This window comes from Peribacillus sp. P4_C12 (assembly GCF_056402095.1).
Genome location: NZ_JBFUIB010000001.1, coordinates 119731 through 146114 on the forward strand (window position 1 = coordinate 119731; position 26384 = coordinate 146114).

Consider the following 26384-nt stretch of genomic DNA (forward strand, 5'->3'; position numbering starts at 1 on the left):
GACGTCGATTATTCACCTATACTATAATTAAGCTAGAAGTGAACTCGGTTAGGGCACTTATTTATAGTTAAAAAGGATGGATTACTTCCAACTCGTTTCATGTAGATGTTTTGGAAAATTTATGAGGTGAATAATTTGTTTGATCGACTGCAGGCAGTAGAAGATAGATATGAAAGATTGAATGAACTATTGAGTGACCCTGAAATCATTAATGATTCAAAGAAGCTAAGGGAATATTCTAAGGAGCAATCCAGTATTCAGGAGACGGCTTCAACGTATAAAGAGTATAAAGCAGTTCGTGAGCAACTCCAGGAAGCCAAGGCGATGCTTGAAGACAAACTTGATGCGGATATGCGTGAAATGGTTAAAGAAGAGATTAATGAACTTGAAGAGACCATACAAGGTCTTGAAGATAAGCTGAAAATATTGCTTATTCCAAAAGACCCTAACGATGATAAAAACGTAATCATGGAGATCCGCGGAGCGGCAGGCGGAGATGAAGCGGCCTTATTTGCAGGTAGTCTATACCGTATGTACAGCCGTTTTGCTGAGGTGCAAGGCTGGAGAACTGAAGTTATTGAATCAAGTCCTACAGGGCTTGGTGGTTATAAGGAAATCATTTTCATGATTAATGGTAACGGTGCATATTCAAAGTTGAAATTCGAAAATGGAGCCCATCGCGTGCAGCGTGTACCTGAAACTGAATCAGGTGGACGGATTCATACGTCCACGGCTACGGTTGCCGTTTTACCGGAAGCTGAGGAAGTGGAAGTTGAAATCCATGATAAGGATGTTCGTGTAGATACCTTTGCGTCGAGTGGACCAGGAGGACAGAGTGTTAACACCACAATGTCAGCGGTGCGATTGACGCATATTCCAACAAATACCGTTGTATCTTGTCAGGATGAAAAATCACAAATCAAGAACAAAGAAAAAGCAATGAAAGTTTTGCGTGCCCGTGTGTATGACAAAATTCATCGTGAAGTACAGGCGGAATATGACCAAAACAGGAAGCTTGCCGTTGGAACGGGTGATCGTTCAGAACGGATTCGTACGTATAACTTCCCGCAAAACCGTGTTACCGACCATCGTATCGGCTTAACGATTCAAAAGCTGGATCAAATTATGGAAGGTAAGCTGGATGATGTCGTGGATGCATTAATCATGGAAGATCAATCTTCAAGACTGGAAAATGCAGATGAATAATTCTGTAATGAAAGTATTCGAAGTCCTTAAATGGGCTTCTTCTTTTTTAAAGGAAAATGATCGGGATGCTAATGCAGGAGAAATTTTGTTGCAGCATTATTTAAAGCAAACTCGCTCCCAGCTATTAGCCAATCTCCATTATGAACTCAATAAAGAGGAGTTAGAACAATTTAAGTCCGCTGTTGAGCTACATGTTGATGGGACCCCTGTTCAATATATTACAGGCAGTGAAGAATTTTATGGACGGACCTTCCTTGTTAATGAAGAAGTGTTGATTCCAAGACCTGAAACAGAAGAATTAATTTATTATACACTTCGCAAGCTCCCTAACATTTTTACGAAGGGACAGAAGCTCAGCTTAGCGGATATTGGGACGGGCAGCGGTGCGATTGCAATTACGATGAAGCTTGAAGAAACAGACTTGCTGGTGACAGCCACGGATATAGCAGATCCATCACTTGAGGTAGCGAGAAAGAATGCCAAGTTACTTGGAGCTGAGGTACAGTTTGTGCAAGGCGATCTGCTGCAGCCGTTCATTAAGCAGAACAATCAGGTGGACATCCTTTTATCGAATCCTCCTTATATACCAAATGATGATCAAAAATCCATGTCAGTGGTCGTAACTGATCATGAACCACATCGTGCGTTATTCGCTGGTGTCGATGGCTTAGACTTTTATCGCCGCTTTATGGAACAATTGCCACTGGTTATGAATGTACCGGGACTGATTGGCTTTGAGGTAGGCACTGGACAGGGTCAGGCAGTTGCTGGTCTCTTAAAGCGGACATTTCCTGCGGCAGAAGTGTCCATTGAAAATGACATTAACAAAAAGGATCGAATGGTCTTTGCTGTATTAAAATGATTCGTCTCATATGTGAGACGGATTTTTTTGTTTGGAATGTAACGTGCTTCACCCAATATACCTTTTAGAATCTATATTTTTAGTTATCCTCTTTTTTACTTTTACTAGTTTAAGATAACGGAAAATTGGCGAAACTAATTTGTGTGAGGGGGCGAGGGCGATGAAAACTAAACATTTAGCCATTATCTATCTATTAATCTTAACAATAGGAACAATTGTAAGTATATATATGCCTAAATCGGAGGCGGTCAGTGCGGAAGAAACTATGGTGATTCCAGATGAAGCGATTCGTCTGCGAATACTTGCTAATAGTGATACAGAAGAGGATCAAGCTGTTAAGCGCCTGATTAGAGATAAAGTAAATGAAGATATTACGAAGTGGGTTCAGGAGCTTACCTCTTTGGATGAGGCGAGGGAAGTGATTACTTCGCATTTACCAGATATCCAAGCAACAGCGGAGGCAGTAGTAAGGGAAAATGGTTTGGAACAGACAGTCAACGTCGATTTTGGACAGGCGGAATTCCCGACAAAGCTTTACGGTCAGTATTTATATCCTGCAGGTGATTATGAAGCGGTGATTATCACACTTGGTGAAGGGGAAGGGGCTAATTGGTGGTGTGTGTTATTTCCTCCATTATGTTTCCTGGATTTTTCAAATGGGACAGCTGTAAGCCAAAGTCCAATTGTCGAGGATGAAGATGAAGAATCAGTGACTTCAAAAGGGAAGGCATATGCTGCAACGAATGAAGAGAAAGTTGTGCCAGAGGAAAAAGTTAAAGAAGAAGTTATAGAGGAAAGTGTAAAAGTGGAAGCGCCGGAAGAAAAGGTGAAAGAAGAGGTTTTAGAGCCAAAGGTAAAAGAGGAAGTGACAGAAGAAAAGGTTAAGGAAGAAGTGACACCGAAAGGTATCGAAGAGAACGTTGAAGATACAAGCGATAATTTGACGGCATCTACTGACCGAGGTCAACAATTATATGAAGGGGAAAAGGACCCCGAGGTGGAAGTGAAGTCCTTATTTGCAGAAATTTTCAATGAGATTTTTTAAAGTGAGGGCATCTGCCCTCGTTTTTTTTACGATTAGATAAATGTAATAATACATATCCACAGAGTTATTAACAAAATATCGAAAAAGTCTGTCAATAATCCATAATATCCACAAAGTTATCCACCGTTTCGTTACAATTATCCACAATTTGTGGATAACACTTGAATTATGTGTATACTTCTTTTATACTTTCAAAGTATATTTTAAGAAATAATAGTACGATAAGACTGAAATATCGTTCATATAAAAGCAATTATATAAAATAAGTAATGTTAAAAGGTGAAGGTGTTTACGATGAAAACGAAAGTTTGGTTAGTGGATAAAAATGTGGATAATTTACAAAGTTATCCCCAAATTACACAATCAGCTGAATTATTAAAGGCTGATCAAGTGGTTGCTTTTCCAACGGAGACCGTATATGGGCTGGGAGCTAATGCTAAAAGTGACGAGGCTGTCAAAAAAGTGTTTGAAGCGAAGGGGCGTCCGAGTGATAATCCTTTAATTGTTCATATAGCTACTGAAGAACAGTTGAAAGATATTGTTGAAGAGATTCCGGTACAGGCAAGGAAACTTATAGCTGAATTTTGGCCGGGTCCTTTAACATTGATTATGAAACGGAAACCAGGGCAGCTATCAAACCTAGTGACGGCGGGTCTAGACACAGTCGCGGTCAGGATGCCAGATCATCAGGTTGCCCTAGGTCTTATTCAAGCGAGTAATCTGCCTATTGCTGCTCCAAGTGCAAATACCTCTGGCAAACCAAGCCCCACATCAGCTAAACATGTTGTGGATGATTTAATGGGCCGGATTGCGGGCATTGTCGATGGTGGGACCACAGGTGTAGGTGTTGAATCTACCGTGCTTGATTGCACGGAGGAAGTGCCTGTTATTTTAAGACCGGGTGGCGTGACAGTTGAACAACTGGAAGCAGTCATTGGAACAGTTAGACAAGACGCTGCCTTGAAACATAAGGACGCAGCACCAAAAGCTCCGGGTATGAAATATACCCACTATGCACCGAAAGCCCCTCTTTTTTTAGTAAAGGGTAATCAAGCTTTCCTTCAGAAGCTTGTGGATGAAAAAAGAGGTGATGGGTTAAAAGTCGGTGTGATAACACCTACTGAACATCAACGAGAATATAAGGCGGATTATATTGTTGCTCCTGGATCATTAGCGGATTTACATACAGTTGCAGCAGGGCTATATGATGCTTTACGACAATTTGATGTACTTGATGTCGATATCATTTTTAGCGAAATGTTTCCTGAGTCTGGTATAGGGGTTGCGGTTATGAACCGGCTCGAGAAGGCTGCAGGTCATCAAATCATAGAAGAACATGCGTAATAAGGACTGATTTATTCTTCTATTTCTTTTCGGACATGCATAACATGTAGTAGGTACGTCCGAGGGAGGTATGGAATGAATACATTCGCTGGAGAAATCATCACATTATTGCTAATGGCTTTTGCGTTGGGAATGGATGCCTTTTCTGTCGGCCTTGGAATGGGGATGTTTAAGCTAAGGTTAAGGCAAATCCTTTTTATAGGGCTAACTGTAGGCTTTTTTCATATTTGGATGCCCTTGCTAGGTATGGGGGCAGGTCGTTTCATTTCTGATAAATTCGGAACATTTGCTACATACGCTGGCGGTCTATTGCTGTTAATTTTGGGCATCCAGATGTTTATTCCCGGTAAAAGGGGAGAAGCTGGAAATAGAGATAATAAGATGCTCGCTCCTATCGGAAAAGGTCTGTTTATTTTTGCTCTAGGGGTAAGCCTGGATAGTTTTTCGGTAGGGTTAACGCTGGGGATTTATGGAGCTAAAACGATTTTGACCATTCTCTGTTTTGGAATGGCTGCCACTTTTTTAACGTGGGCAGGACTTTTACTGGGGAGAAAGATGCAGGGGTTACTGGGAGTTTACAGTGAGATCCTTGGTGGTAGTATTCTGTGTGCGTTTGGTCTAAAACTATTATTCTCCTTTTGATGCACCTAATTTCATATCTGTCCTTCCTCAACTGTTCCGAATTACCGGGGCGGTTTTTATTTTTCTCTTTTAAACATTTCACTGTGGAAAAAGGGGAAGAAAGATGGTTTTATCTTATAGGATAAAGGGTTTACGAAATAGACTTAATTTTTTTGGTTGAAGTGAATTTATTATGATATTTTAATAATAAGAGTGCTTTTATTTTGACTATTAAAAATGGGGCAATAGCTTATAATGGATAAAAAAGGAGGACGTTAAAATGATCCGAGTATTATTTGTATGTACCGGTAACACGTGCAGAAGCCCCATGGCAGAAGCAATTTTAAAAAACAAGAATATTAAAGGTATCGAAGTGAGATCTGCTGGCGTATATGCTTCGGCTGGCCAAGACGCTTCAATGCATGCTAAAAGTGTATTAGTTGAAAATAACATATCACATAATCATTCCTCAACACCTTTATCTGAGAAGGAAATAGATTGGGCTACTCATATTTTTACCATGACGGAAGGGCATAAAGCGGCCATTATGAGTACATTCCCCCATATAATTGATAAAACTTTTACTTTAAAAGAATTTGTTAATGACGATAAACATGATAGAGACATAATAGATCCGTTTGGTGGCCCGGAAGACCTTTATCGGGAAACGTTCAGGGAGCTTCAAGATCTAATAGAAGAATTAGTAAAAAGTCTGGAAAAGTAAACAAGTCTACAGGGGGAAAAAGAATGGCGGAAAGAACTCAATATAAGTTTGGGTTACGAAAAAAATTAGTTATCTTTATCACAGTCCTTGCTTTAATCACTTATTCAACCTCGGCATTTTTTATTTTCGTGATCCATCCAATGTTTTTTGAAAACACGAGTTCGATAAGTTTTAGTGTTGGGACACTGCTATTAGGCATATTGTGGTCTGGAATTCTTGCGTTTTTTGCAGCCAGTCTTATTACTAAACCCCTGCAAACACTAGAAAAAGTGGCGTTAAGTACGGCCCAGGGAAGTATTAACGAAGAAGTAGTTTTATCAAAGACGGATGATGAGATTCGATCATTAGGTACAGCTTTTAACCATATGCTTTTTAACCTGCGGGAAATGGTGCAAAGTATTGAAGAAAATTTCCAAGAGACCAATAACAAGGTCATCCATATTTCTCAAGAATCCTCAAAAGCATCGGAACAGGCAGAAAACATGGCAAGAACCATTGAGGAAATATCCAAAGGTGCTGATACCTCGGCTGTTTCCATCATGAATACGGCTGAATCTATTGATGATGTCATCATGATTGCCCAACAGGTTCAAAATAAAGCGAAGGCATCTGTTGTTATATCCAGTGAAATGGCTTCAGAGCTTTCTCAGAGTAAAGAAGTAGTTAATTCCTTAGTTTTCGGCATTAAACAATTGGCTGAAGAAAACCAACAGTCCCTAAAAACAGTCAAGCGTTTAGAGGAAAATGCGAAAAAGGTAGAACAAATCATTGAGCTTGTCGGCGATATTGCAGCACAAACGAACTTGCTTGCATTGAATGCCTCCATTGAAGCGGCACGAGCAGGAGAACATGGGAAAGGGTTTGCTGTAGTGGCGGAAGAAGTCCGTCTGTTAGCTGATGAGAGCGCTAAAGCTGTTCAAGGCATTTCAAGTTTGATTCAAAATATTCAGGTTGAGGTACAGGCTGTTGTTAAACAAATTGGCGAACAGGTCGTCTTGGCGAATAAAGAAGCCCAAAAAGGTACTAATACGGATATAGCGATAGAAGGAATGACCAAAACAGTACATAATGTTGTCGCTGCGGTAAAAGATATTACTGAGCTTGTTGATCGTCAAATGGAAAGTGTTGAAGAAACATCAAGGCAGTCTCAAGAAGTGGCTGCTATTGCAGAAGAAACATCTGCTGGAGCGGAAGAAGTAACGGCTACGACTCATGAACAAGCGAAGGTTATGGAAAACGTAAAAAATTTGGCTATGGAGCTTAAAGAGCAAGCAGAAAAATTGAAACAGACCATTACACGCTTTCATACTTAATATCATTTTTACAGGAAACCAGTGTAGGTTTCCTGTTTCTATATGGGCGGAAACCTATAGCTTCACTTTATCTTTTCACAATTTTGTGACACAATAAAATCAAATAAAAACAGCTAGAGGAGGATTTTGATGAAAGTTGCAATTGCATCGGATCATGGTGGTATTCAAATCCGTGAAGAAATAAAGAATTTAATGAATGAGTTAAATATTCCATTTGAGGATTTTGGATGTGAATGTAGTACATCCGTGGATTATCCGGATTATGCTTTGCCAGTTGCCGAAAAAGTAGCGCAGGGTGAGTTTGATCGTGGAATACTTATATGCGGTACAGGTATTGGAATGAGCATTGCAGCGAATAAGGTTAAAGGGATACGTTGTGCATTAGTTCATGATGTGTATAGTGCGAAATTGACTCGTCAGCATAATGACAGCAATATGTTGGCAATGGGGGAACGTGTAATTGGTCCTGGGCTTGCCAGGGAAATTGCCCAAACATGGTTGACATCAGAATTTGAAGGCGGCCGTCATGAAAACAGGATTGGTAAGATAGCGGAGTATGAAGGAAAACACTCCTAATTTAAATCACTAGAATGCCCTTCTTAAGCGATAAGCTGTGCAGGTAAGAAGTGAAGATTTAGAACAAGGACAAGAGGTCTTCTCTTCATCTAAGGTCTAACCAATCAGTAAGTTTTCTTTAAATGAAAGGATGCGTATTTCATGACAAATGATACTACATTTTCAGATGAGCTTGAGATATGGAAAAATCAGTTTCGAATACTGTTACATGAGTTTCAAGAAGAGGCAGCTTTAAAAGAAAAACAGCTATTGGTAATTGGCTGCAGTACAAGTGAAGTGATTGGAAAACGAATCGGCACAGACGGAACAATTGATGTTGCGGGAATGATCTTTGCTGTAATGGAGGATTTCCAAAGAAAAACGGGAATTCAGGTTGCTTATCAATGTTGTGAACACTTAAATAGGGCTCTCGTTTTACCAAGAGAGGCCGCAGTTCGAAGAGATTATGGAGAAGTGTCAGTTGTCCCTGTAAGAACGGCAGGGGGGTCGATGGCAACCTATGCCTATCAACAATGGAAAGATGCTATCGTCGTTGAGCATATCAAGGCAGAAGCGGGGATAGACATCGGTGATACATTCATCGGTATGCATTTAAAACATGTGGCTGTCCCTGTTCGAGTCTCCATTAAAGAAATTGGTCATGCACATGTGACTATGGCTAAAACCCGTCCAAAACTAATTGGCGGGGAGCGGGCTGTATATCAGGATACTTCAGTAAACAAGAGTTGTACTTAATAGAAAATTAGGCAGCGTTTCTCAGATGAGGGATGCTGTTTTTGTATGGAGACTATTAAATAAAAGAAAAATGTAAAGAACAAGAAGAATCTTTAACGATTTTTTTGTATAGTACCAATAGAATGGTTAGTGAAGAAAAAATGGTATACCCCCCTCATCGGAAAGCTTTTTTACTAATAAAATTCAGGTAGGAAGAGCTATTTACCTTAAATAAGATGTGAAATGCGAACGTTTTTAAATGAAAAAACAATGAACGTTCGATAAAAATAGACTATCACTTCTAAAATAGACATGTTAAAATGGAGTAGAATTTTCAAATAATTATCGATAAGGCTTTTTCATGTCTTTTTGAAGTCATGTTGTAAATAATGTAAAAAGCGAATAACGCACAATTTGAGGAGGAATTACGGAATGAATCGTTTAGCAAAGCAAGATGAGCAAGTGTTTAACGCAATTCAACTGGAATTAGGGCGTCAAAGAAGTAAGATTGAGCTTATTGCTTCTGAGAACTTCGTGAGTGAAGCTGTCATGGAAGCTCAAGGATCGGTTTTAACTAATAAGTATGCAGAAGGATATCCGGGTAAACGTTACTACGGTGGGTGTGAGTATGTCGACATCGTTGAAGATTTAGCACGTGACCGCGCAAAAGAGATTTTCGGTGGCGAGTATGTAAACGTACAACCACACTCTGGAGCTCAAGCTAATATGGCAGTTTACTTTACCGTTCTTCAAACTGGCGACACTGTGTTAGGAATGAACCTGTCACACGGCGGTCATTTAACACATGGAAGCCCGGTTAACTTCAGTGGTGTTAACTACAACTTTGTTGAATATGGTGTAGACGAAAAAGATCACCGTATCGATTACAACGATGTTTTGGAAAAAGCACGTCAGCACAAGCCTAAACTGATCGTAGCAGGGGCTAGTGCATATCCACGTGAAATTGATTTCAAACGCTTCCGTGAGATTGCAGATGAAGTTGGGGCTTATTTAATGGTTGATATGGCACATATCGCAGGTTTAGTTGCTGCAGGATTGCATCAAAGTCCAGTTCCTTATGCAGACTTTGTAACGACAACTACTCATAAAACGCTTCGCGGACCACGCGGCGGTATGATTATTTGTAAAGAAGAGTTCGGTAAGAAAATTGATAAATCAATCTTCCCTGGAATTCAAGGTGGGCCTTTAATGCATGTAATTTCTGCTAAAGCTGTAGCATTCGGCGAAGCGCTTCAAGATGATTTTAAAGCTTATGCACAACAAATTATCGACAATGCTAAACGTTTGGGCGAAGGTTTGAAAAAAGAAGGCTTTACCCTTGTCTCTGATGGAACAGATAATCACTTAATTCTTCTTGATGTACGTTCTACAGGGCTAACAGGAAAAATTGCAGAACATGTACTAGATGAAATCGGTATTACCGTTAACAAAAATGCGATTCCGTATGATCCGGAAAAACCATTCGTTACAAGTGGTATACGTATTGGAACAGCGGCAGTTACATCTCGTGGCTTTGGATTAGAAGACATGGATGAAATCGCTGCAATCATCGGACTTGTTTTGAAAAATAATGAAGATAAAGCTAAACTTGAAGAAGCAAAACAGCGTGTTGAAGCATTAACAAGCAAATTTGAATTATATCCTTCATTGTAATAACGGAGCCGCTTCCTTTCTAGGGAAGCGGCTTTTGTGTGCTTAAATAGATAGACACAGAGAAGAGTGTGTTTTGAAGAGTCAGAATAGTGAAAATAGGTCTGACATCTAAACCTTTATTGAAGATTGAACCTTTTTTCTGTAAAATAGGTTGAAGTGAATTTTAAAAGATACGAAAATTTTTCTAAACGAATAGGGAAATTATAAAAAGAGCAAAATTAAGCAATAGAATTGGAGAGATGCTAAATGGGAAAAGTTTATGTTTTCGATCACCCGTTAATTCAACACAAATTAGCCTATATACGTGATATAAATACAGGAACAAAAGAATTCCGCGAACTAGTAGATGAAGTTGCGTCATTAATGGCATTTGAAATTACAAGAGACATGCCGCTTGAAGAAGTAGAAATCCAAACACCAGTCAGCAAAGCGAAAGTAAAAATGCTTTCTGGTAAAAAAGTTGGTATCGTTCCAATTTTACGTGCTGGTATTGGAATGGTGGACGGAATTATTAAATTGATTCCTGCTGCAAAGGTAGGTCATGTCGGTCTTTACCGTGATCCAGAAACATTAAAACCGGTTGAATATTATGCGAAAATGCCAAGCGATTTGGCAGAAAGAGAATGCATTGTTGTTGACCCAATGTTAGCGACAGGCGGTTCTGCTATTGAAGCTATCAATTCTATTAAAAAGCGCGGTGCAGTTAACATCAAATTCATGTGCCTAATTGCAGCCCCAGAAGGCGTAGAAGCATTAAAAGAAGCGCATCCTGATGTGGATATTTATATTGCAGGGCTTGACGAAAAACTGAATGAACATGGCTACATCGTTCCAGGTCTAGGAGACGCGGGAGATCGTTTATTCGGCACAAAATAATAGAAAGAAACTGAGGTGTCACGATTGAACCAACCGATTAAGGTCATGACGATTTTTGGAACGAGACCAGAAGCTGTCAAAATGGCGCCCTTAGTACTCGAATTTCAAAAACACCCAGAATATTTCAAATCAATCGTTGCTGTTACGGCTCAGCATCGACAAATGTTAGATCAAGTTCTCGACTTATTTTCCATTCAACCCGATTATGATTTGAATATAATGAAGGAAAGGCAAACGCTTGCTGATATTACAACAAGAGCATTAAGTGGTCTGGACTCTATAATGAAGGAAGCTAAACCTGACATTGTTCTTGTTCATGGTGATACAACTACAACCTTTGTAGCCAGTTTAGCTGCTTTTTATAATCAAATCGTCATTGGACATGTGGAAGCAGGGCTGCGCACATGGAATAAGTATTCCCCCTATCCGGAAGAGATGAATCGACAGCTTACCGGAACTATGGCAGACTTACATTTTGCGCCGACCTCAAAAGCGGAAGAGAATTTGCTGAATGAAAACAAGAAAGAAAACATATTCGTGACGGGAAATACGGCAACCGATGCCTTAAAAACGACAGTGCGGTCCACGTATTCTCATCCAGTTTTAAATAAATTGGAAGATGACCGGCTCATTTTACTTACAGCTCACCGCAGGGAAAACCTAGGGGAGCCTATGAGGAATATCTTTAGGGCTGTCAAAAAAATCGTTGCAGATCATGACGATGTTCAAGTGGTTTATCCTGTCCATTTAAATCCCGCTGTTCAAGAGCTAGCAAACGAGATTCTCGGTGATAATCCGCGTGTCCATTTAATCGAACCGCTGGACGTATTGGATTTTCATAACTTTGCATCAAGAGCCTATTTGATTTTGACTGACTCCGGAGGCATCCAGGAAGAGGCACCATCACTTGGTGTACCTGTTCTTGTTTTGCGAGATACGACTGAACGCCCGGAGGGGATTGCAGCAGGCACCTTAAGACTGGCGGGTACGGATGAACAGACCATTTTTAAAATGGCGCATGAATTGCTAACCAATCATGAAGAACACAAAAAAATGGCTAAGGCCTCTAATCCATATGGGGACGGAAATGCTTCAGCCCGAATTGCTGAAGCCGTACGTTACTATTTTAAGCAAGTCAGTGTACCGCCAACAAGATTTGAACCATAAAAAAGGAAAAGCCAATTGGCTTTTCCTTTTTTATTTGCATACTCCAAGGTAGTTGAGAAAAGATAACTGCTAAGGGGATGATTATGTTGAGAAAGATATCTTTTATATTGTCTGTTTTCCTTTTAATATTTTTTTTCTCAAATGAAAAAGGATTAGCCTCTGTCATTCTGCCGCCATTACCAAAGTTATCTGAATCTAAGAAAGTAACGGTTGTAGTCACGATGGAAAGCCCGATTTCACAAGAAAAGATTAATAAGCTGCTTGAAAAGTATCCATCCCTTCATTTACGTAATATTTATACGGTTGCCCTTGATGGATTTTCTGTATATGGGAAAAAGAATGAAATTGAACAACTTAAGAAGGAGAGTGCGATTCAAGCTGTTACTGAAGTATCTATGTATCATGCCTTGCTAGATGAAAGTGTCCCTTTCATTGGAGGAGACAGGGTGAGGAGTTTCTTTGATAAAAAGAATCACCGGATAACCGGGAAAGGAGTAAAAGTAGGGATTATCGATACAGGGATTGATTATACACATCCAGATTTGCAGCGTAATTATAAAGGAGGAAAAGATTTAGTTGATAGTGATGAAGACCCGATGGAAACGAAGAACATGGGAGGTTTAGATACAATACATGGAACCCATGTTGCGGGTATTATTGCAGCCAATGGAAAAATGGTGGGTGTCGCTCCAGAAGCAGAGATTTATGCATATCGGGCATTGGGTCCAGGAGGTGCAGGAGATACAGAGCAAGTCTTGACGGCTATTGAGTCAGCAATGAAAGATAAGGTAGATGTTTTAAACCTTTCTCTTGGGAACAATGTCAATGGACCTGATTTACCTATTTCGCTAGCCTTAAATAAAGCGGTGGAAAGCGGAATCGTTGCTGTCACATCAAACGGCAATTCTGGGCCGGCTGTTTGGACTGTGGGTTCGCCTGGGACAGCAGAAAAAGCGATTTCGGTAGGGGCGTCAACTCCTCCGTTGAAGGTTCCATATATGGTTTACGGACTTGGGTCAAAAAAGTATCAATCTTATTTGACTCTATTTCAAGGCTCAAAGAAGTGGAACTTAACTTTTTCGGAAGAAGTAATTTATGGAAATATCGGAAACGAAAATGAGCTAAAACATGTTAAAGATAAAATCGTGTTACTTGAGCGTGGCACACTTACCTTTCAGGAGAAAGTATCCAATGCTGAAAAGGCAGGAGCGAAAGCGGTAATTATATATAATAATACGAACGGAACCTTTACCGGTAGCTTAGAAAAAGAGATGAACATACCAGTTTCATCTATTAATAGAAGAGATGGATTACGACTTAAGAAATTTGTGGATCAAAAAAAACACGAAAAAGTTCATTTTGTATATAAGAAGGAGCAAGATAGACTGGCTGATTTTAGCTCGAGGGGACCGGTAACGGTATCTTGGGGGATTAAGCCAGACGTGTTAGCGCCTGGAGTTGAGATTGAAAGCACCATTCCTAAGGGATATATGTCCTTAGCTGGCACAAGTATGTCTGCCCCGCATGTTGCAGGTGCGTGCGCTTTAATTTTACAAAAGCATCCGGAGTGGACTCCTGAACAAGTAAAGTCAGCCTTGATKAGTACTTCTAAGCCATTAAGTAAAACGGCACGTCAACTGTATCATACATATGAACAGGGAGCTGGCCGCATCCAGGTTGCTGAAGCATTAAAAGCAGACACACTGCTGTATCCAAGTTCTTTGTCATTTGGAATGTATACAAAAAAAGAGGGAATTGAAGAGCATCATGAACCGATTGTCCTTGAAAATACAGGAAAGAAGATTAGGAGGTACTCTTTTCTTGTCCCATTAAAAGAGAAGGGACTCATTTGGGATTTGCCGAAATCGATTACTTTAAATCCAAGTGAAAAGAAAGCAATCGATGTGGGACTTCAAGTAAACCCGTCTGAACTCAAGAAGGGGGTTTATGATGGGTACCTAATTATAATGGAAGGAAGTAAAAAAATTTCGCTCCCTTATTTATACGTTAAAGAAGAACCGGATTATCCAAGAGTAATGGGGTTTGAATTCGGCCAAGGCGACCAGGCCGGCACATATCGATACGAGATGTATCTACCTCGAGGAGCTGAAGAATTCGGGATTGCTCTTTATGACGCAGACACCTTAAAATTTGCCGGATATATGGATTGGTCGAAACCAGCACCCTCAGGTTTGACCAAAAAAAATATATATAGAAAAGACTTGCCGCCTAAAGGTGTATATAAAGCAATAATATTTGCAAGAAGGAATGGAAGAGAAGATCGGATAGAAAAGACGTTACTTATTGAGTGAAGAAATGACAATAAGTAAAATAAAACGTATGTCAATAGTAATAAAAAGATAATTTGTGAACAATTCGTTAATAATTACAAACCTGTGACAAATTTCACTAACCACTCATTGACATTGATTCTTGCCTATTGTATGCTAACTAAGGATGTAAAATGAGAGGGTTTTCAGGAGCCCAACATGCAGATTTTTACAGCATGAAATGTTTTCTATCCTCCACCAAATTTCAACCGCGAGGATGCAACTTTCGTCAAATAAATTGCCGTCTATTAATGGCTATGACTTTGATGTCAGCGATTCTTTCTCAAATAGTCGGATCAGTTTTGATCGGTATCTTCTTTTTAGAAAGATGATTTGACAGAACCCTTGATTCGAACCGCTGCTATTAGTAATTGGCCTTCTTTGTGGACTTGCATTAGGTTTACAAGCAATGCTCCATTCAGTTCGAAAATATTTCTCAGGAGATTAAATGAAAAATGCCAGAAATGAAAATCATGTTCAACAGGCAGAGTAAATATATAATTTTTCTTCTGGCGGTTTATGTTGTTGGATGGGGACTTACGAGTTATCAAGCCGTTTTTGCTGGGCTTATACTGGGTACGAGTTTGAGTTTATACAATTTATGGCTGATTAATCAGAAAATGAAAAAATTCAGTCAGGCGCTTGATGAAGGAAAGAAAACTAAATCTCTTGGAACGATGACACGAATGGCATCCGCAGGTCTAGCGGTACTCATTGCATTGGAATTTCCGGAGCATTTTCATCTGATTAGTGTTGTATGGGGATTAATGACAGCTTATATCGTCATTTTTATAGATTTTTTCATCCAATTAATACGTCGATAGCGGGGAAGAGAGGTGAATATAGTTGAATCATGAAGCACCCTTACACGATTTTATGGGTCTAACTTTTAACTTAAGTAATGTCCTAATGATAACAATTGCGAGTCTTGTTGTGTTCTTAATTGCAGTGATTGGTACACGTAAGTTAGCAATGAAGCCAACTGGCATGCAGAATTTCATGGAATGGATTATGGATTTTGTTAAGGGGATTATTAATAGTAACATGGACTGGAGAACAGGTGGTCAGTTTCAACTGCTTGGTATGACTTTGCTAATGTACATTTTTGTGTCCAATATGCTAGGTCTTCCGTTTGCAATTAGTTACGATGGAGTGCTTTGGTGGAAATCACCAACAGCCGACCCAGTTATCACATTGACTCTTGCAGTCATGGTTTTAGGTTTAACGCATTACTATGCTATAAAAATGAAAGGCGCCAAGGGTTACTTTAAAGCTTACAAAAACCCAATGACACTTGTAGAGGAATTTACAAACTCCTTGACACTTGGTCTGCGTCTATATGGTAACATTTATGCTGGTGAAGTTTTGCTAGGTTTATTAGCAGGGACGTTAGCATTTAGTGGACCTGCCGGATTTATTGGTGCAATTGTGCCTACATTAGTATGGCAAGGCTATAGTATTTTCGTCGGTAGTATCCAAGCGTTTATCTTTGTTACGTTAACAATGGTTTATCTGTCTCATAAAGTCAGTGACGACCATTAATTATAAGTTCATTTAGAACTAAAAAAATAAAATTTTGATACAATTTAAGGAGGATATTTATAATGACAGGTTCAGTAGGTCTTCTTGCAGCAGCAATTGCAATTGGTTTAGCAGCACTAGGTGCAGGTATTGGTAATGGTCTTATCGTTTCAAGAACAGTAGAAGGTATCGCTCGTCAACCAGAAGCTCGCGGTATGCTTCAAACAACAATGTTCATCGGTGTAGGTTTAGTTGAAGCGATGCCTATCATCGCGGTAGTAATTGCGTTTATGGTATATGGTGGTTAATAGAACCTTTAAAAAGTTCAAAAATGGCGAAGTTCGTTCCATGTGAACCTTCGCCTTTCCTTTATGTCCACAATCCTGTTTTTATACAGTTTAAGAGCATAGTTTTCTAAAAGTTCATATGAATGAACGCTTTAAGAAGTGAAACTCGTGAAGGGAGTGAACCAAGCGTGTTAACAAGCAGCTTTGTACTTGGGTCAACGTCTCATGGCTTTAATGGCGGAGACATGTTATTCCAATTAGTAATGTTTATCATTTTGTTAGCGTTGCTGAAGAAATTTGCATGGGGTCCTCTAATGGGCATCATGACTCAACGTGAAGAACATGTTGCAAATGAAATTCAAGCAGCGGAAGCTAGCAGACAAGAAGCACTTAAATATTTAGAAGAACAACGTGAAATCGTAAAACAATCTCGCACTGAAGCGGGACAACTTATAGAAAACGCAAAACTTCAAGGTGAAGCACAGCGTGAAGATATCGTGAATCAAGCACGTCTTGAAGCTGAACGTGTTAAAGAATCAGCGAAGCGTGAAATTGTACAGGAAAAAGAAAAAGCTATTACAGCATTACGCGAGCAAGTGGCATCTTTATCCGTACTTATTGCTTCTAAAGTAATTGAAAAAGAACTTTCTGAAGCTGATCAAGAGCAATTGATTAATGACTACATTCAAGAGGCAGGAGAAGGGAAATGAGCGATATAACAGTAGCAAAGCGTTATGCCGTTGCCCTTTTCCAAATTGCGAAAGAGCAAAATCTCATTAACCAACTTGAAGAAGAGCTTCGCATAGTGAATGAAGTTTTTACAAATGATAATGAGCTATTAAGCTTCTTAGCTCATCCTAAAATGACTAAAGATGCAAAAAGTGCTTTGATTGCAAATGCATTTGCAAGCCTTTCTTCTTCCGTTCAAAACACAGTAATGTTAATGGTAGAGCGTCATCGTACAGATGAAGTGACTGCTATGGCACAAGAGTTTATTGAACTTGCGAATGAAGAAAACTCAGTTGCGGATGCAACTGTCTATACAGTTCGTCCATTGACTGAATCAGAAATGGAAGCTGTGTCTTCATCTTTTGCTGCAAAAATCGGTAAAAGAAATTTACGCATTACTAATATTACGGATACCAATATTCTTGGCGGCATCAAACTTCAAATCGGTAACCGCATATATGACGGAACGATTAGCGGTAAGCTTGGTCGTCTTAGCAAACAACTATTAGGTTAATATTCACAGATAGGGGTGAAATTCATGAGCATCAAAGCTGAAGAAATCAGTGCGCTGATTAAAAAGCAGATTGAAAACTATCAGTCGGAAATTAAAGTAAGCGATGTAGGTACAGTTATCACTGTTGGTGATGGTATCGCACGCGTTCATGGTTTAGATAATGCAATGTCTGGGGAGCTCTTAGAATTTTCCAATGGTTCAATGGGTTTAGCACAAAACCTTGAGCAAAATAACGTAGGTGTTGTTATTCTTGGACCTTTCAGAGACATTCAAGAAGGCAGTGAAGTACGCCGTACAGGAAGAATCATGGAAGTACCAGTTGGAGAAGAATTAATCGGACGTGTTGTAAATCCGCTTGGACAGCCATTAGATGGTCTTGGCCCAATCGCTACAACAAAAACTCGTCCAATCGAAAGCCCTGCTACAGGTGTTATGGACCGTAAATCTGTTCATGAACCATTACAAACAGGGATTAAAGCTATCGATGCTCTAGTACCAATCGGACGTGGACAACGTGAGTTAATCATTGGTGACCGTCAAACTGGTAAAACATCAGTTGCGATCGATACAATCCTTAACCAAGCTGACCAAAACATGATCTGTATTTATGTTGCTATTGGCCAAAAAGAATCAACAGTTCGTGGAACAGTTGAAACACTACGTAAAAATGGTGCATTAGATTACACAATCGTTGTATCTGCATCAGCTTCTCAACCAGCACCACTTTTATACCTAGCTCCATATGCTGGTGTGACTATGGGTGAAGAGTTTATGTTTGCTGGCAAGCACGTTTTAGTGGTTTATGATGATCTTTCTAAACAAGCATCAGCATACCGTGAACTTTCCTTGCTGCTTCGCCGTCCTCCAGGTCGTGAAGCTTTCCCTGGGGATGTATTCTACTTGCACTCCCGCTTACTTGAGCGTGCAGCTAAATTGAATGACACTTTAGGTGCTGGTTCAATCACTGCGCTTCCATTTGTTGAAACACAAGCAGGCGATATCTCTGCTTATATTCCAACAAACGTTATTTCCATCACAGATGGACAAATCTTCTTACAATCTGATTTGTTCTTCTCAGGTGTACGTCCTGCGATTAACGCTGGTCTTTCCGTATCCCGTGTTGGTGGATCTGCACAAATTAAAGCGATGAAAAAAGTTGCTGGTACATTACGTCTAGACTTAGCTTCTTATCGTGAATTGGAAGCATTCTCTCAATTCGGTTCTGATCTTGATGCTGCTACACAAGCAAAACTTAACCGTGGTGCTCGTACAGTTGAAGTTCTTAAGCAAGATCTAAACAAACCAATTAAAGTTGAAAAACAAGTCATGATTTTCTATGCATTAACTAAAGGTCATTTAGATGATATTCCAGTATCGGATATCCTTCGTTTTGAAGAAGAATACTATGTGTTCCTAGATCGTTCTCATCCAGAATTATTAGATCACATTCGCACAACTAAAGGTCTTCCTGAAGACGCTGCTATCGTTGCTGCAATTAACGAGTTCAAAAAGAATTTCGTTATTTCTGAATAATAAGGTCTAACTAATTTATAAAGGGTGGTGAGAATGAATGGCCTCTTTACGCGATATTAAGTCTCGGATTACTTCAACGAAAAAGACGAGTCAAATTACAAAAGCGATGCAGATGGTATCTGCTTCTAAAATGAACCGTGCAGAAGCGAATGCTAAAGCATATGTTCCATATATGGATAAAATTCAAGAAGTAGTATCAAGTATTGCGAACGGAAGTACGGATGCATCTCATCCAATGCTTGTCTCACGTCCAGTGAAGAAAACCGGTTACCTGGTAATCACATCGGACCGCGGATTGGCAGGAGCCTACAACAGTAGTATCCTTCGCCACGTTCATAAAACTATTCTTGAACGCCATAAATCCAATGATGAGTTCGTCATTATCGCAATCGGAAGGGTTGGCCGTGATTTCTTTGTCAGCCGTAATATGCACGTAGAGCTTGAAGTAATTGGGGTTCCTGATCAGCCGTCTTTTGCTGACATTAGCTCCCTTGCTAAATCTACAGTGAATTTGTATCTAAATGAACTGTGTGATGAGCTTTATATGTACTATAACCATTATGTCAGCCCAATCCAGCAGGATGTAACGGAAACGCAAGTCCTTCCTTTAGCTGACTTTAATACTTCCAATGCAACATTGACTTCTTATGAATTTGAACCGAATGCTGAAGAAATTCTTGAGGTATTACTACCTCAGTACGCAGAAAGTTTAATTTATGGTGCTTTGTTAGATGGTAAAGCAAGTGAGCACTCTGCACGTATGACTGCAATGAAAAATGCAACCGATAATGCGAAAGAATTGATCGATTCACTTTCATTGCAATATAACCGTGCACGTCAGGCCGCAATTACTCAAGAAATCACGGAAATTGTTGGCGGTGCAGCAGCTTTAGAATAAAATTATTAAAGGGACGGTCGGCCCGGACGATATGTTGGCCGTTCCATAAACTTGATAGTCGTTATAAGCAACGTTAGGAGGGAAAACGATGAATATAGGACGCGTTACTCAAGTTATGGGTCCGGTTGTTGACGTGAAATTCGAAGACGGACAACTTCCTAAGATCTATAACGCGTTAAGAATCGAAAATACAGCGTCTGGTACAGGACTAACTCTTGAAGTAGCCCTTCAACTAGGTGATAATACAGTTCGTACTGTAGCAATGTCTTCCACGGATGGTTTAACTCGTGGTGCAGAGACTGTTGATACAGGAGCTCCAATTTCCGTTCCTGTAGGTGAAGTAACTCTAGGTCGCGTTTTCAACGTATTAGGGGAAAACATTGACCTATTTGAACCACTTACAGCTGAAGTACGTCGTGATCCAATTCACAGACAAGCACCAACTTTTGAGAACTTATCAACATCAGTTGAAATTCTTGAAACTGGTATTAAAGTAGTAGATTTACTTGCACCTTACATCAAAGGTGGTAAAATCGGTCTCTTCGGTGGTGCCGGTGTTGGTAAAACTGTACTTATCCAAGAACTTATTAATAACATCGCACAAGAGCACGGCGGTATTTCAGTATTCGCTGGTGTAGGTGAGCGTACTCGTGAAGGAAATGACCTTTTCTACGAGATGACTGATTCTGGTGTTATTAAGAAAACAGCGATGGTATTCGGACAAATGAACGAGCCACCAGGTGCACGTATGCGTGTAGCTTTAAGTGGTTTGACAATGGCTGAATATTTCCGTGACGAACAAGGACAAGACGTTCTTTTCTTCATCGATAACATCTTCCGTTTCACTCAAGCAGGTTCAGAGGTTTCTGCCCTTCTAGGCCGTATGCCTTCAGCGGTAGGTTACCAACCAACCCTTGCTACAGAAATGGGTCAATTACAAGAACGTATCACATCAACTAATAAAGGTTCTGTTACATCTATTCAAGCGATCTATGTACCTGCCGATGACTATACGGATCCGGCTCCAGCTACAACTTTCGCTCACTTAGATGCAACAACTAACCTTGAGCGTAAACTTTCTGAAATGGGTATCTACCCAGCAGTTGATCCATTGGCTTCTTCTTCTCGTGCTCTTAGCCCAGAAGTCGTTGGAGCTGAGCACTATAAAGTAGCTCGTCAAGTTCAATCAACTTTACAGAAATATAAAGAACTTCAAGATATTATTGCGATCTTGGGTATGGACGAGTTAAGCGAAGACGAAAAAGTAATCGTTGCCCGTGCTCGTAGAATTCAAAACTTCTTGTCACAAAACTTCCACGTGGCTGAACAATTTACTGGTCAAAAGGGATCTTATGTACCAGTTAAAGAAACAGTCCAAGGATTCAAAGATATCCTAGCTGGAAAATACGACGAACTTCCTGAAGATGCTTTCCGTCTAGTTGGTCGCATCGAAGAAGTTATTGCTAAAGCAAAAGAAATGGCTTAATTAAAGGGACCTAGGAGGGAATGAAATGAAGACCATTAAAGTCAATGTTGTTACTCCCGATGGCCCAGTATATGATGCAGAAGTTGAAATGGTAAGCACTAAAGCTAAAAGTGGTGAGCTGGGAATTATGGCTGGACACGTTCCAACTGTAGCTCCTCTTACCATCGGTGCTGTCCGTCTTAAAAATGGAAGCAACACAGACTATGTAGCTGTAAACGGTGGCTTCTTAGAAGTTCGCCCTGATGTGGTAACCATTTTAGCTCAATCTGCTGAAAGAGCTGAAACTATCGATCTTGCACGCGCTCAAGCAGCAAAAGCACGTGCGGAACAAAGATTGCAGAACAATGATGGATCAAATGATACCAAAAGAGCTGATTTATCGCTTAAACGTGCTATCAATCGGATTCAAATTGCAGAAATGCGATAATTTTATATAATCAAAACACCAGGACTTTCTATTTGCGGAGAGTCCTGGTGTTTTTTATTTTAGTCATGCAATCTTAACTGCCTTTAAAAGAGCTTATTATCATACAAACTCATAATTTCTGCATTTGAACGTCGAAATAAGAAAAAATCTGCTGAAATTTCATAAAAAATATCGAATTATAGTGTAAAGTATTTTCCATATTAACCCTTACTTCATCGACATACTAATTTCTGGATGATATAATGTATACGCTTACATTTATTACTTCTGGCCCCCTCTTTGTCACGTTACTTCTAAAAAATTGTAGCACTGCATAAATATTTAAAACAAGATTCCAATAAAAAAAGAAGACAAGCAAGTTAAAAATACACCTATTAAACATGATTTCTCTATAAAGGGAGATGGACATGGGACAGCTGCATATTTACCAAAATAACTATTTAATTGTATTTGTTTTTCTTAGTCTTGGCATTTTACTACCTTTAGTCGCATTATTTTTTGGAAGACTGCTTAGACCATACAAACCGAATGATATGAAATACACGACTTATGAAAGTGGGATCGAGCCTTTTCAGGATTCAAGAGTTCAGTTCAATGTCAGGTATTATTTATTTGGCTTGATGTTCGTCATTTTTGATGTAGAAACTGTTTTCCTTTACCCATGGGCAGTAGCTTACGACGAGCTGGGGCTGTTTGCGCTAATTGAAATGTTATTTTTTGTCCTTATCCTTTTATTAGGACTAATCTACGCTTGGAAAAAGAAGGTGTTAAAGTGGAATTAAAATTAGACGACCTTACTCCTGCAGAAATGGAAGAATTGCGTCACAGTATTTTTTTATCCACACTTGAACAAGTAAAGGCCTGGGCAAGAAGTAATTCCCTATGGCCAATGACTTTTGGTTTAGCATGCTGTGCGATTGAAATGATGGGAGTGGGTTCCTCTCATTATGATTTGGACCGTTTTGGCTCTTTTTTCCGAACATCACCTAGACAATCGGATGTCATGATTGTTTCTGGCACTGTAACGAAAAAAATGGCTCCGATAATAAGGAGATTGTACGACCAAATGCCAGAGCCGAAATGGGTTATTGCTATGGGGTCTTGTGCAACTGCAGGAGGACCATATGTGCGATCATATTCGGTTGTCAAAGGGGTAGATCAAATAGTACCTGTTGATGTTTATATCCCTGGGTGCCCCCCAAACCCGGCAGCACTTATTTATGGTATTAATAAATTAAAAGAAAAAATCCGTTACGAAGCGAAAACTGGAAAGCGGGTGATATAGATGAGTGAAGAGCAGGATTTAGCGCAACAAAAGAAAGAGGCAGCTGCAAAGGCAAAAGCCGCCGCTTTAGCCCGAAGACAGTCAAAAGAAAGTGTTACAGAAGAACGGGAAGGAAATATGAATGTAGCGAAACAAAAAGCCGCCGCAGCTGCAAAGGCAAAAGCAGTTGCTTTAGCCCGAAGGCAGTCAAAAGAAAGTGTTACAGGAGAACCGGAAGGAAATATGGATGTAGCGAAACAAAAAGCCGCCGCAGCTGCAAAGGCAAAAGCCGCCGCTCTCGCCCGAAAACAATCAAAAGAAAGTGGAATAGAAGAATCGGAAGGAAATATGGATGTAGCGAAACAAAAAGCCGCCGCAGCTGCAAAGGCAAAAGCCGCYGCTCTCGCCCGAAAACAATTAAAAGAAAGTGGAATAGAAGAATCAGAAGGAAATATGGATGCAGCGAAACAAAAAGCCGCCGCAGCTGCAAAGGCAAAAGCCGCTGCTCTCGCCAAAAAAAAGGAATTAGTGGGCAAAGAAGAGCATCCTGAAAAAGCAAAGGCTAAGGCCATTGCTGCTGCAAAAGCGAAAGCCGCCGCTGCTGCAAAGACCAGGGCTAGAGTAGAGGAGAGTACAGAAGTTCACACCCCAGATGAACCTTCACCAAACCAATCAATACTCGATCAAATTGTTCAGGCTATTGAAAGGAATTTGGGACAAGGTGCTCTAACAGATTACTATATTAATAATCTATCAAAAGATGTCCCCACATTAGTTGCTAAACCAGATACATATTTTCAAATAGCTAAAATTTTACGGTATGATGAACAGTTGAACTTTCACTATTTATCAGAACTGCATGGAACAGATTTTGAAACTCATATGGAAATCTATGTTCACCTATATTCATTTAATACGAATCATTCGGCTGCCTTGAAAGTGAAGCTGGATAGGGATTCTCCAGTTGTTCCTTCATTAGTCCCTTTATGGTCGGGGGCAAATTGGCCGGAATGTGAAGCCTACGATTTACTCGGTATCCTCTTTCAGGGACACCCTGATTTAAAGCGGATTTTACTTGGTGAGGATTGGGTCGGGTATCCTCTTCGAAAAGATTATCAGCCTTATGATGTGGAGGTGTAACCCAATGTTACGAACGGAAGAAATGCTTCTCAATGTAGGGCCACAGCATCCGAGTACACATGGTGTTTTTCGGCTTGTCATCAAAATCGATGGTGAAATAATAAAAGAGGCTACACCTGTCATAGGGTATCTACATCGCGGTACGGAAAAATTAGCGGAAGATCTACAATATACTCAGATTATTCCCTATACCGACCGACTGGATTATCTGGCCGCAATGACAAATAATTATGTGCTTTGTCATGCCGTTGAAACAATGATGGGGGTTGAAATCCCCGACAGGGCAGAGTATTTGCGGGTAATCGCAATGGAGTTAGGCAGAGTTGCGAGTCACCTTGTTTGGTGGGGAACTTATTTGCTTGATATTGGAGCGACGAGCCCCTTTTTATATGCTTTTCGTGAACGTGAAATGATCGTTAACTTATTGACTGAATTGTCAGGTGCACGACTTACATTTAATTATATGCGGGTCGGAGGTGTGAAATGGGATGCTCCTGAAGACTGGATTGAAAAGGTGGCAGAGTTTGTTCCTTATATGAGGGAGCAGCTAGCTGGTTACCATGAGCTGGTAACAGGGAATGAAATCTTTGTGAACCGAGTTAAGGGAGTGGGCACCTATTCGAAGGAAGAAGCGCTTCAGTACTCACTAAGCGGTGCAAACTTAAGGTGTACAGGTGTAAAATGGGATTTAAGAAAAAATGAACCATATTCTATTTATAACAGGTTTCAATTTAATATTCCTACCCGAGAAGAAGGCGATGCTTTTTCACGCTATCACTGCAGGATGGAGGAAATTGAAGAATCATTGAAAATCCTTGAGCAGGCGGTTGAGCAGTTTCCAACGGCAGGACCAATCATTGCTAAGGTCCCGAAAATAATAAAAGTGCCAAAAGGCGAGGCCTTTGTCCGAATTGAATCACCAAGAGGGGAAATCGGCTGTTATATCGCAAGTGAGGGAAAAAAGGAGCCGTACCGGTTAAAATTCCGCCGACCTTCATTTTATAATCTGCAAATTCTTCCAAAGTTACTGGAAGGGGAAAATATGGCGAACTTGATAACGATCCTAGGTGCCATCGATATTGTATTAGGGGAGGTGGATGGATAAATGATCCAGGATTTGCTTCAATCCACGCCAAGTCTACTGAATTTTGGCATCTTTTTTGGCTTGGCTGTGCTGCTCCTATTTGTTGTTTTAGGGTTTGTCACCTATGGTATTCTTTCTGAACGAAAAATCATGGGGTTCATGCAGTTGCGGGTGGGGCCAAATCAGATTGGTGGTAAATGGGGGCTTTTGCAGACCGTTGCCGATGTTTTGAAGCTTTTAATCAAGGAAGATACAATCCCAAAAAAAGCCGATAAGCCGCTTTATATATTGGCACCGGTAATCGCCTTTGCTCCAGCTTTCATGGTCCTTGCTACATTGCCATTTACCGATGCATTTCAATTTGCCGATATAGGTGTCGGACTATTGTATTATATGGCGGTTTCCGGTATTACGACGATTGGTATCGTCACGGCAGGCTGGGCATCCAACAATAAATACTCTTTGATTGGCGGAATGCGGGCGGCAGCGCAAATGATATCGTATGAAATTCCGCTCGTGATGTCGTTAGTGGGGATAGTCCTGTTAACAGGGAGCTTAAACTTAAATGATATAGTCGCTGCACAGGAGAAGGTTTGGTTCATTTTTCTTCAACCAATTGCGTTTATAGTTTTTTTTATTGCATCGGTAGCTGAGTTGAACAGGGTCCCTTTTGATCTTCCGGAAGCGGAATCTGAACTCGTTTCGGGTTATCATGTTGAATACTCTGGATTTCGCTGGGCATTCTTTATGTTGTCAGAATATGTGTATATGTTTGCAATGGCTACGTTAACCACTGTATTATTTTTAGGGGGATGGAATTCTATACCGTTTCTGGATTTTATTCCGGCGGCTGTCTGGTTTGGACTGAAGTTTAGTGCTGTGTTTTATGTATTGGTTTGGATTCGTGTAACCTTTCCGCGTATAAGGGCCGATCAATTGATGGAGTTCGGCTGGAAAGTACTGCTGCCGATTGCGTTAGCTAATATATTTTTAACTGCACTTTTAAAAGAATTATTTAAACTTTTTTAAAAAACTTTAAGCTAATCAGA

At 40.1% G+C, this 26384-nt stretch carries 27 protein-coding genes and 1 pseudogene; all 28 read left to right on the forward strand.

The window, feature by feature from the left end:
• Positions 1 to 135: 135 nt before the first annotated feature.
• Positions 136 to 1206 carry a peptide chain release factor 1 gene (gene prfA / locus AC1DUW_RS00615; protein WP_053348858.1) on the forward strand — a complete coding sequence of 357 codons (1071 nt, stop codon included), beginning with the start codon at positions 136 to 138 and terminating at the stop codon, positions 1204 to 1206.
• Entirely contained in the window at positions 1199 to 2068 is an 870-nt protein-coding gene (gene prmC / locus AC1DUW_RS00620; RefSeq protein WP_330219177.1) for a peptide chain release factor N(5)-glutamine methyltransferase, read from the forward strand. The genes prfA and prmC overlap by 8 nt, the downstream gene beginning before the upstream one ends.
• A 160-nt stretch (positions 2069 to 2228) precedes the next feature.
• Positions 2229 to 3113 (forward strand): stage II sporulation protein R, encoded by an 885-nt coding sequence (spoIIR, locus tag AC1DUW_RS00625; protein WP_477641792.1) that lies wholly within the window; start codon positions 2229 to 2231, stop codon positions 3111 to 3113.
• Positions 3114 to 3407: 294 nt separating this feature from the next.
• Positions 3408 to 4457 (forward strand): L-threonylcarbamoyladenylate synthase, encoded by a 1050-nt coding sequence (locus tag AC1DUW_RS00630; protein WP_053348474.1) that lies wholly within the window; start codon positions 3408 to 3410, stop codon positions 4455 to 4457.
• Positions 4458 to 4532: 75 nt separating this feature from the next.
• A complete protein-coding gene (locus tag AC1DUW_RS00635) occupies positions 4533 to 5099 on the forward strand; it encodes a manganese efflux pump MntP (RefSeq protein ID WP_053348475.1) in 567 nt (188 codons plus the stop codon).
• A 259-nt stretch (positions 5100 to 5358) separates the two neighbouring features.
• Positions 5359 to 5802, forward strand: coding sequence for a low molecular weight protein arginine phosphatase (locus AC1DUW_RS00640; RefSeq protein ID WP_056524189.1), 444 nt, complete (start codon positions 5359 to 5361; stop codon positions 5800 to 5802).
• 23 nt (positions 5803 to 5825) lie between these two features.
• On the forward strand, positions 5826 to 7115 hold the full coding sequence (locus AC1DUW_RS00645; RefSeq protein ID WP_477641793.1) for a methyl-accepting chemotaxis protein: 1290 nt from the start codon (positions 5826 to 5828) through the stop codon (positions 7113 to 7115).
• Positions 7116 to 7244: 129 nt separating this feature from the next.
• Positions 7245 to 7691: a ribose 5-phosphate isomerase B gene (rpiB, locus tag AC1DUW_RS00650; RefSeq protein WP_053348478.1), complete on the forward strand. Its 447-nt coding sequence runs from the start codon at positions 7245 to 7247 to the stop codon at positions 7689 to 7691.
• 141 nt (positions 7692 to 7832) lie between these two features.
• Positions 7833 to 8426 (forward strand): TIGR01440 family protein, encoded by a 594-nt coding sequence (locus tag AC1DUW_RS00655; RefSeq protein ID WP_477641794.1) that lies wholly within the window; start codon positions 7833 to 7835, stop codon positions 8424 to 8426.
• Between the two features lie 411 nt (positions 8427 to 8837).
• Positions 8838 to 10079, forward strand: coding sequence for a serine hydroxymethyltransferase (locus AC1DUW_RS00660; protein ID WP_477641795.1), 1242 nt, complete (start codon positions 8838 to 8840; stop codon positions 10077 to 10079).
• A gap of 246 nt (positions 10080 to 10325) precedes the next feature.
• A complete protein-coding gene (upp, locus tag AC1DUW_RS00665; protein ID WP_053348481.1) occupies positions 10326 to 10955 on the forward strand; it encodes a uracil phosphoribosyltransferase in 630 nt (209 codons plus the stop codon).
• Between the two features lie 24 nt (positions 10956 to 10979).
• On the forward strand, positions 10980 to 12122 hold the full coding sequence (gene wecB / locus AC1DUW_RS00670; protein ID WP_477641796.1) for a non-hydrolyzing UDP-N-acetylglucosamine 2-epimerase: 1143 nt from the start codon (positions 10980 to 10982) through the stop codon (positions 12120 to 12122).
• An 83-nt stretch (positions 12123 to 12205) separates the two neighbouring features.
• Positions 12206 to 14434 carry a S8 family serine peptidase gene (locus tag AC1DUW_RS00675; RefSeq protein WP_477641797.1) on the forward strand — a complete coding sequence of 743 codons (2229 nt, stop codon included), beginning with the start codon at positions 12206 to 12208 and terminating at the stop codon, positions 14432 to 14434.
• A 275-nt stretch (positions 14435 to 14709) separates the two neighbouring features.
• Positions 14710 to 14900: pseudogene (locus tag AC1DUW_RS00680) on the forward strand (AtpZ/AtpI family protein).
• A gap of 7 nt (positions 14901 to 14907) precedes the next feature.
• Entirely contained in the window at positions 14908 to 15276 is a 369-nt protein-coding gene (locus AC1DUW_RS00685; RefSeq protein ID WP_048685860.1) for an ATP synthase subunit I, read from the forward strand.
• Positions 15277 to 15298: 22 nt separating this feature from the next.
• Positions 15299 to 15994: a F0F1 ATP synthase subunit A gene (gene atpB / locus AC1DUW_RS00690; protein WP_053348483.1), complete on the forward strand. Its 696-nt coding sequence runs from the start codon at positions 15299 to 15301 to the stop codon at positions 15992 to 15994.
• 62 nt (positions 15995 to 16056) lie between these two features.
• Entirely contained in the window at positions 16057 to 16281 is a 225-nt protein-coding gene (gene atpE / locus AC1DUW_RS00695; protein ID WP_048685857.1) for a F0F1 ATP synthase subunit C, read from the forward strand.
• 167 nt (positions 16282 to 16448) lie between these two features.
• Entirely contained in the window at positions 16449 to 16970 is a 522-nt protein-coding gene (atpF, locus tag AC1DUW_RS00700; protein WP_053348862.1) for a F0F1 ATP synthase subunit B, read from the forward strand.
• A complete protein-coding gene (locus AC1DUW_RS00705) occupies positions 16967 to 17503 on the forward strand; it encodes a F0F1 ATP synthase subunit delta (protein ID WP_053348484.1) in 537 nt (178 codons plus the stop codon). The genes atpF and AC1DUW_RS00705 overlap by 4 nt, the downstream gene beginning before the upstream one ends.
• Positions 17504 to 17527: 24 nt before the next feature.
• Positions 17528 to 19036: a F0F1 ATP synthase subunit alpha gene (atpA, locus tag AC1DUW_RS00710; RefSeq protein WP_053348485.1), complete on the forward strand. Its 1509-nt coding sequence runs from the start codon at positions 17528 to 17530 to the stop codon at positions 19034 to 19036.
• Positions 19037 to 19073: 37 nt separating this feature from the next.
• Positions 19074 to 19934, forward strand: coding sequence for a F0F1 ATP synthase subunit gamma (locus AC1DUW_RS00715; protein ID WP_053348486.1), 861 nt, complete (start codon positions 19074 to 19076; stop codon positions 19932 to 19934).
• A gap of 88 nt (positions 19935 to 20022) precedes the next feature.
• Positions 20023 to 21420, forward strand: a complete 1398-nt coding sequence (atpD, locus tag AC1DUW_RS00720) for a F0F1 ATP synthase subunit beta (protein WP_053348487.1) — start codon at positions 20023 to 20025, stop codon at positions 21418 to 21420.
• 25 nt (positions 21421 to 21445) lie between these two features.
• The gene (locus tag AC1DUW_RS00725) at positions 21446 to 21847 is read left to right on the forward strand and encodes a F0F1 ATP synthase subunit epsilon (RefSeq protein WP_053348488.1); all 402 of its coding nucleotides are present in this window, start codon (positions 21446 to 21448) and stop codon (positions 21845 to 21847) included.
• A 407-nt stretch (positions 21848 to 22254) separates the two neighbouring features.
• Positions 22255 to 22629, forward strand: coding sequence for an NADH-quinone oxidoreductase subunit A (locus tag AC1DUW_RS00730; RefSeq protein WP_053348489.1), 375 nt, complete (start codon positions 22255 to 22257; stop codon positions 22627 to 22629).
• 26 nt (positions 22630 to 22655) lie between these two features.
• Positions 22656 to 23132, forward strand: coding sequence for a NuoB/complex I 20 kDa subunit family protein (locus AC1DUW_RS00735; protein WP_176527554.1), 477 nt, complete (start codon positions 22656 to 22658; stop codon positions 23130 to 23132).
• A complete protein-coding gene (locus AC1DUW_RS00740) occupies positions 23133 to 24251 on the forward strand; it encodes an NADH-quinone oxidoreductase subunit C (protein ID WP_477641798.1) in 1119 nt (372 codons plus the stop codon).
• Between the two features lie 4 nt (positions 24252 to 24255).
• Positions 24256 to 25356: an NADH-quinone oxidoreductase subunit D gene (locus AC1DUW_RS00745; protein WP_053348492.1), complete on the forward strand. Its 1101-nt coding sequence runs from the start codon at positions 24256 to 24258 to the stop codon at positions 25354 to 25356.
• Positions 25357 to 26364, forward strand: coding sequence for an NADH-quinone oxidoreductase subunit NuoH (gene nuoH / locus AC1DUW_RS00750; protein WP_053348493.1), 1008 nt, complete (start codon positions 25357 to 25359; stop codon positions 26362 to 26364). It abuts the gene before it with no gap.
• The last annotated feature ends 20 nt before the right edge of the window (positions 26365 to 26384 follow it).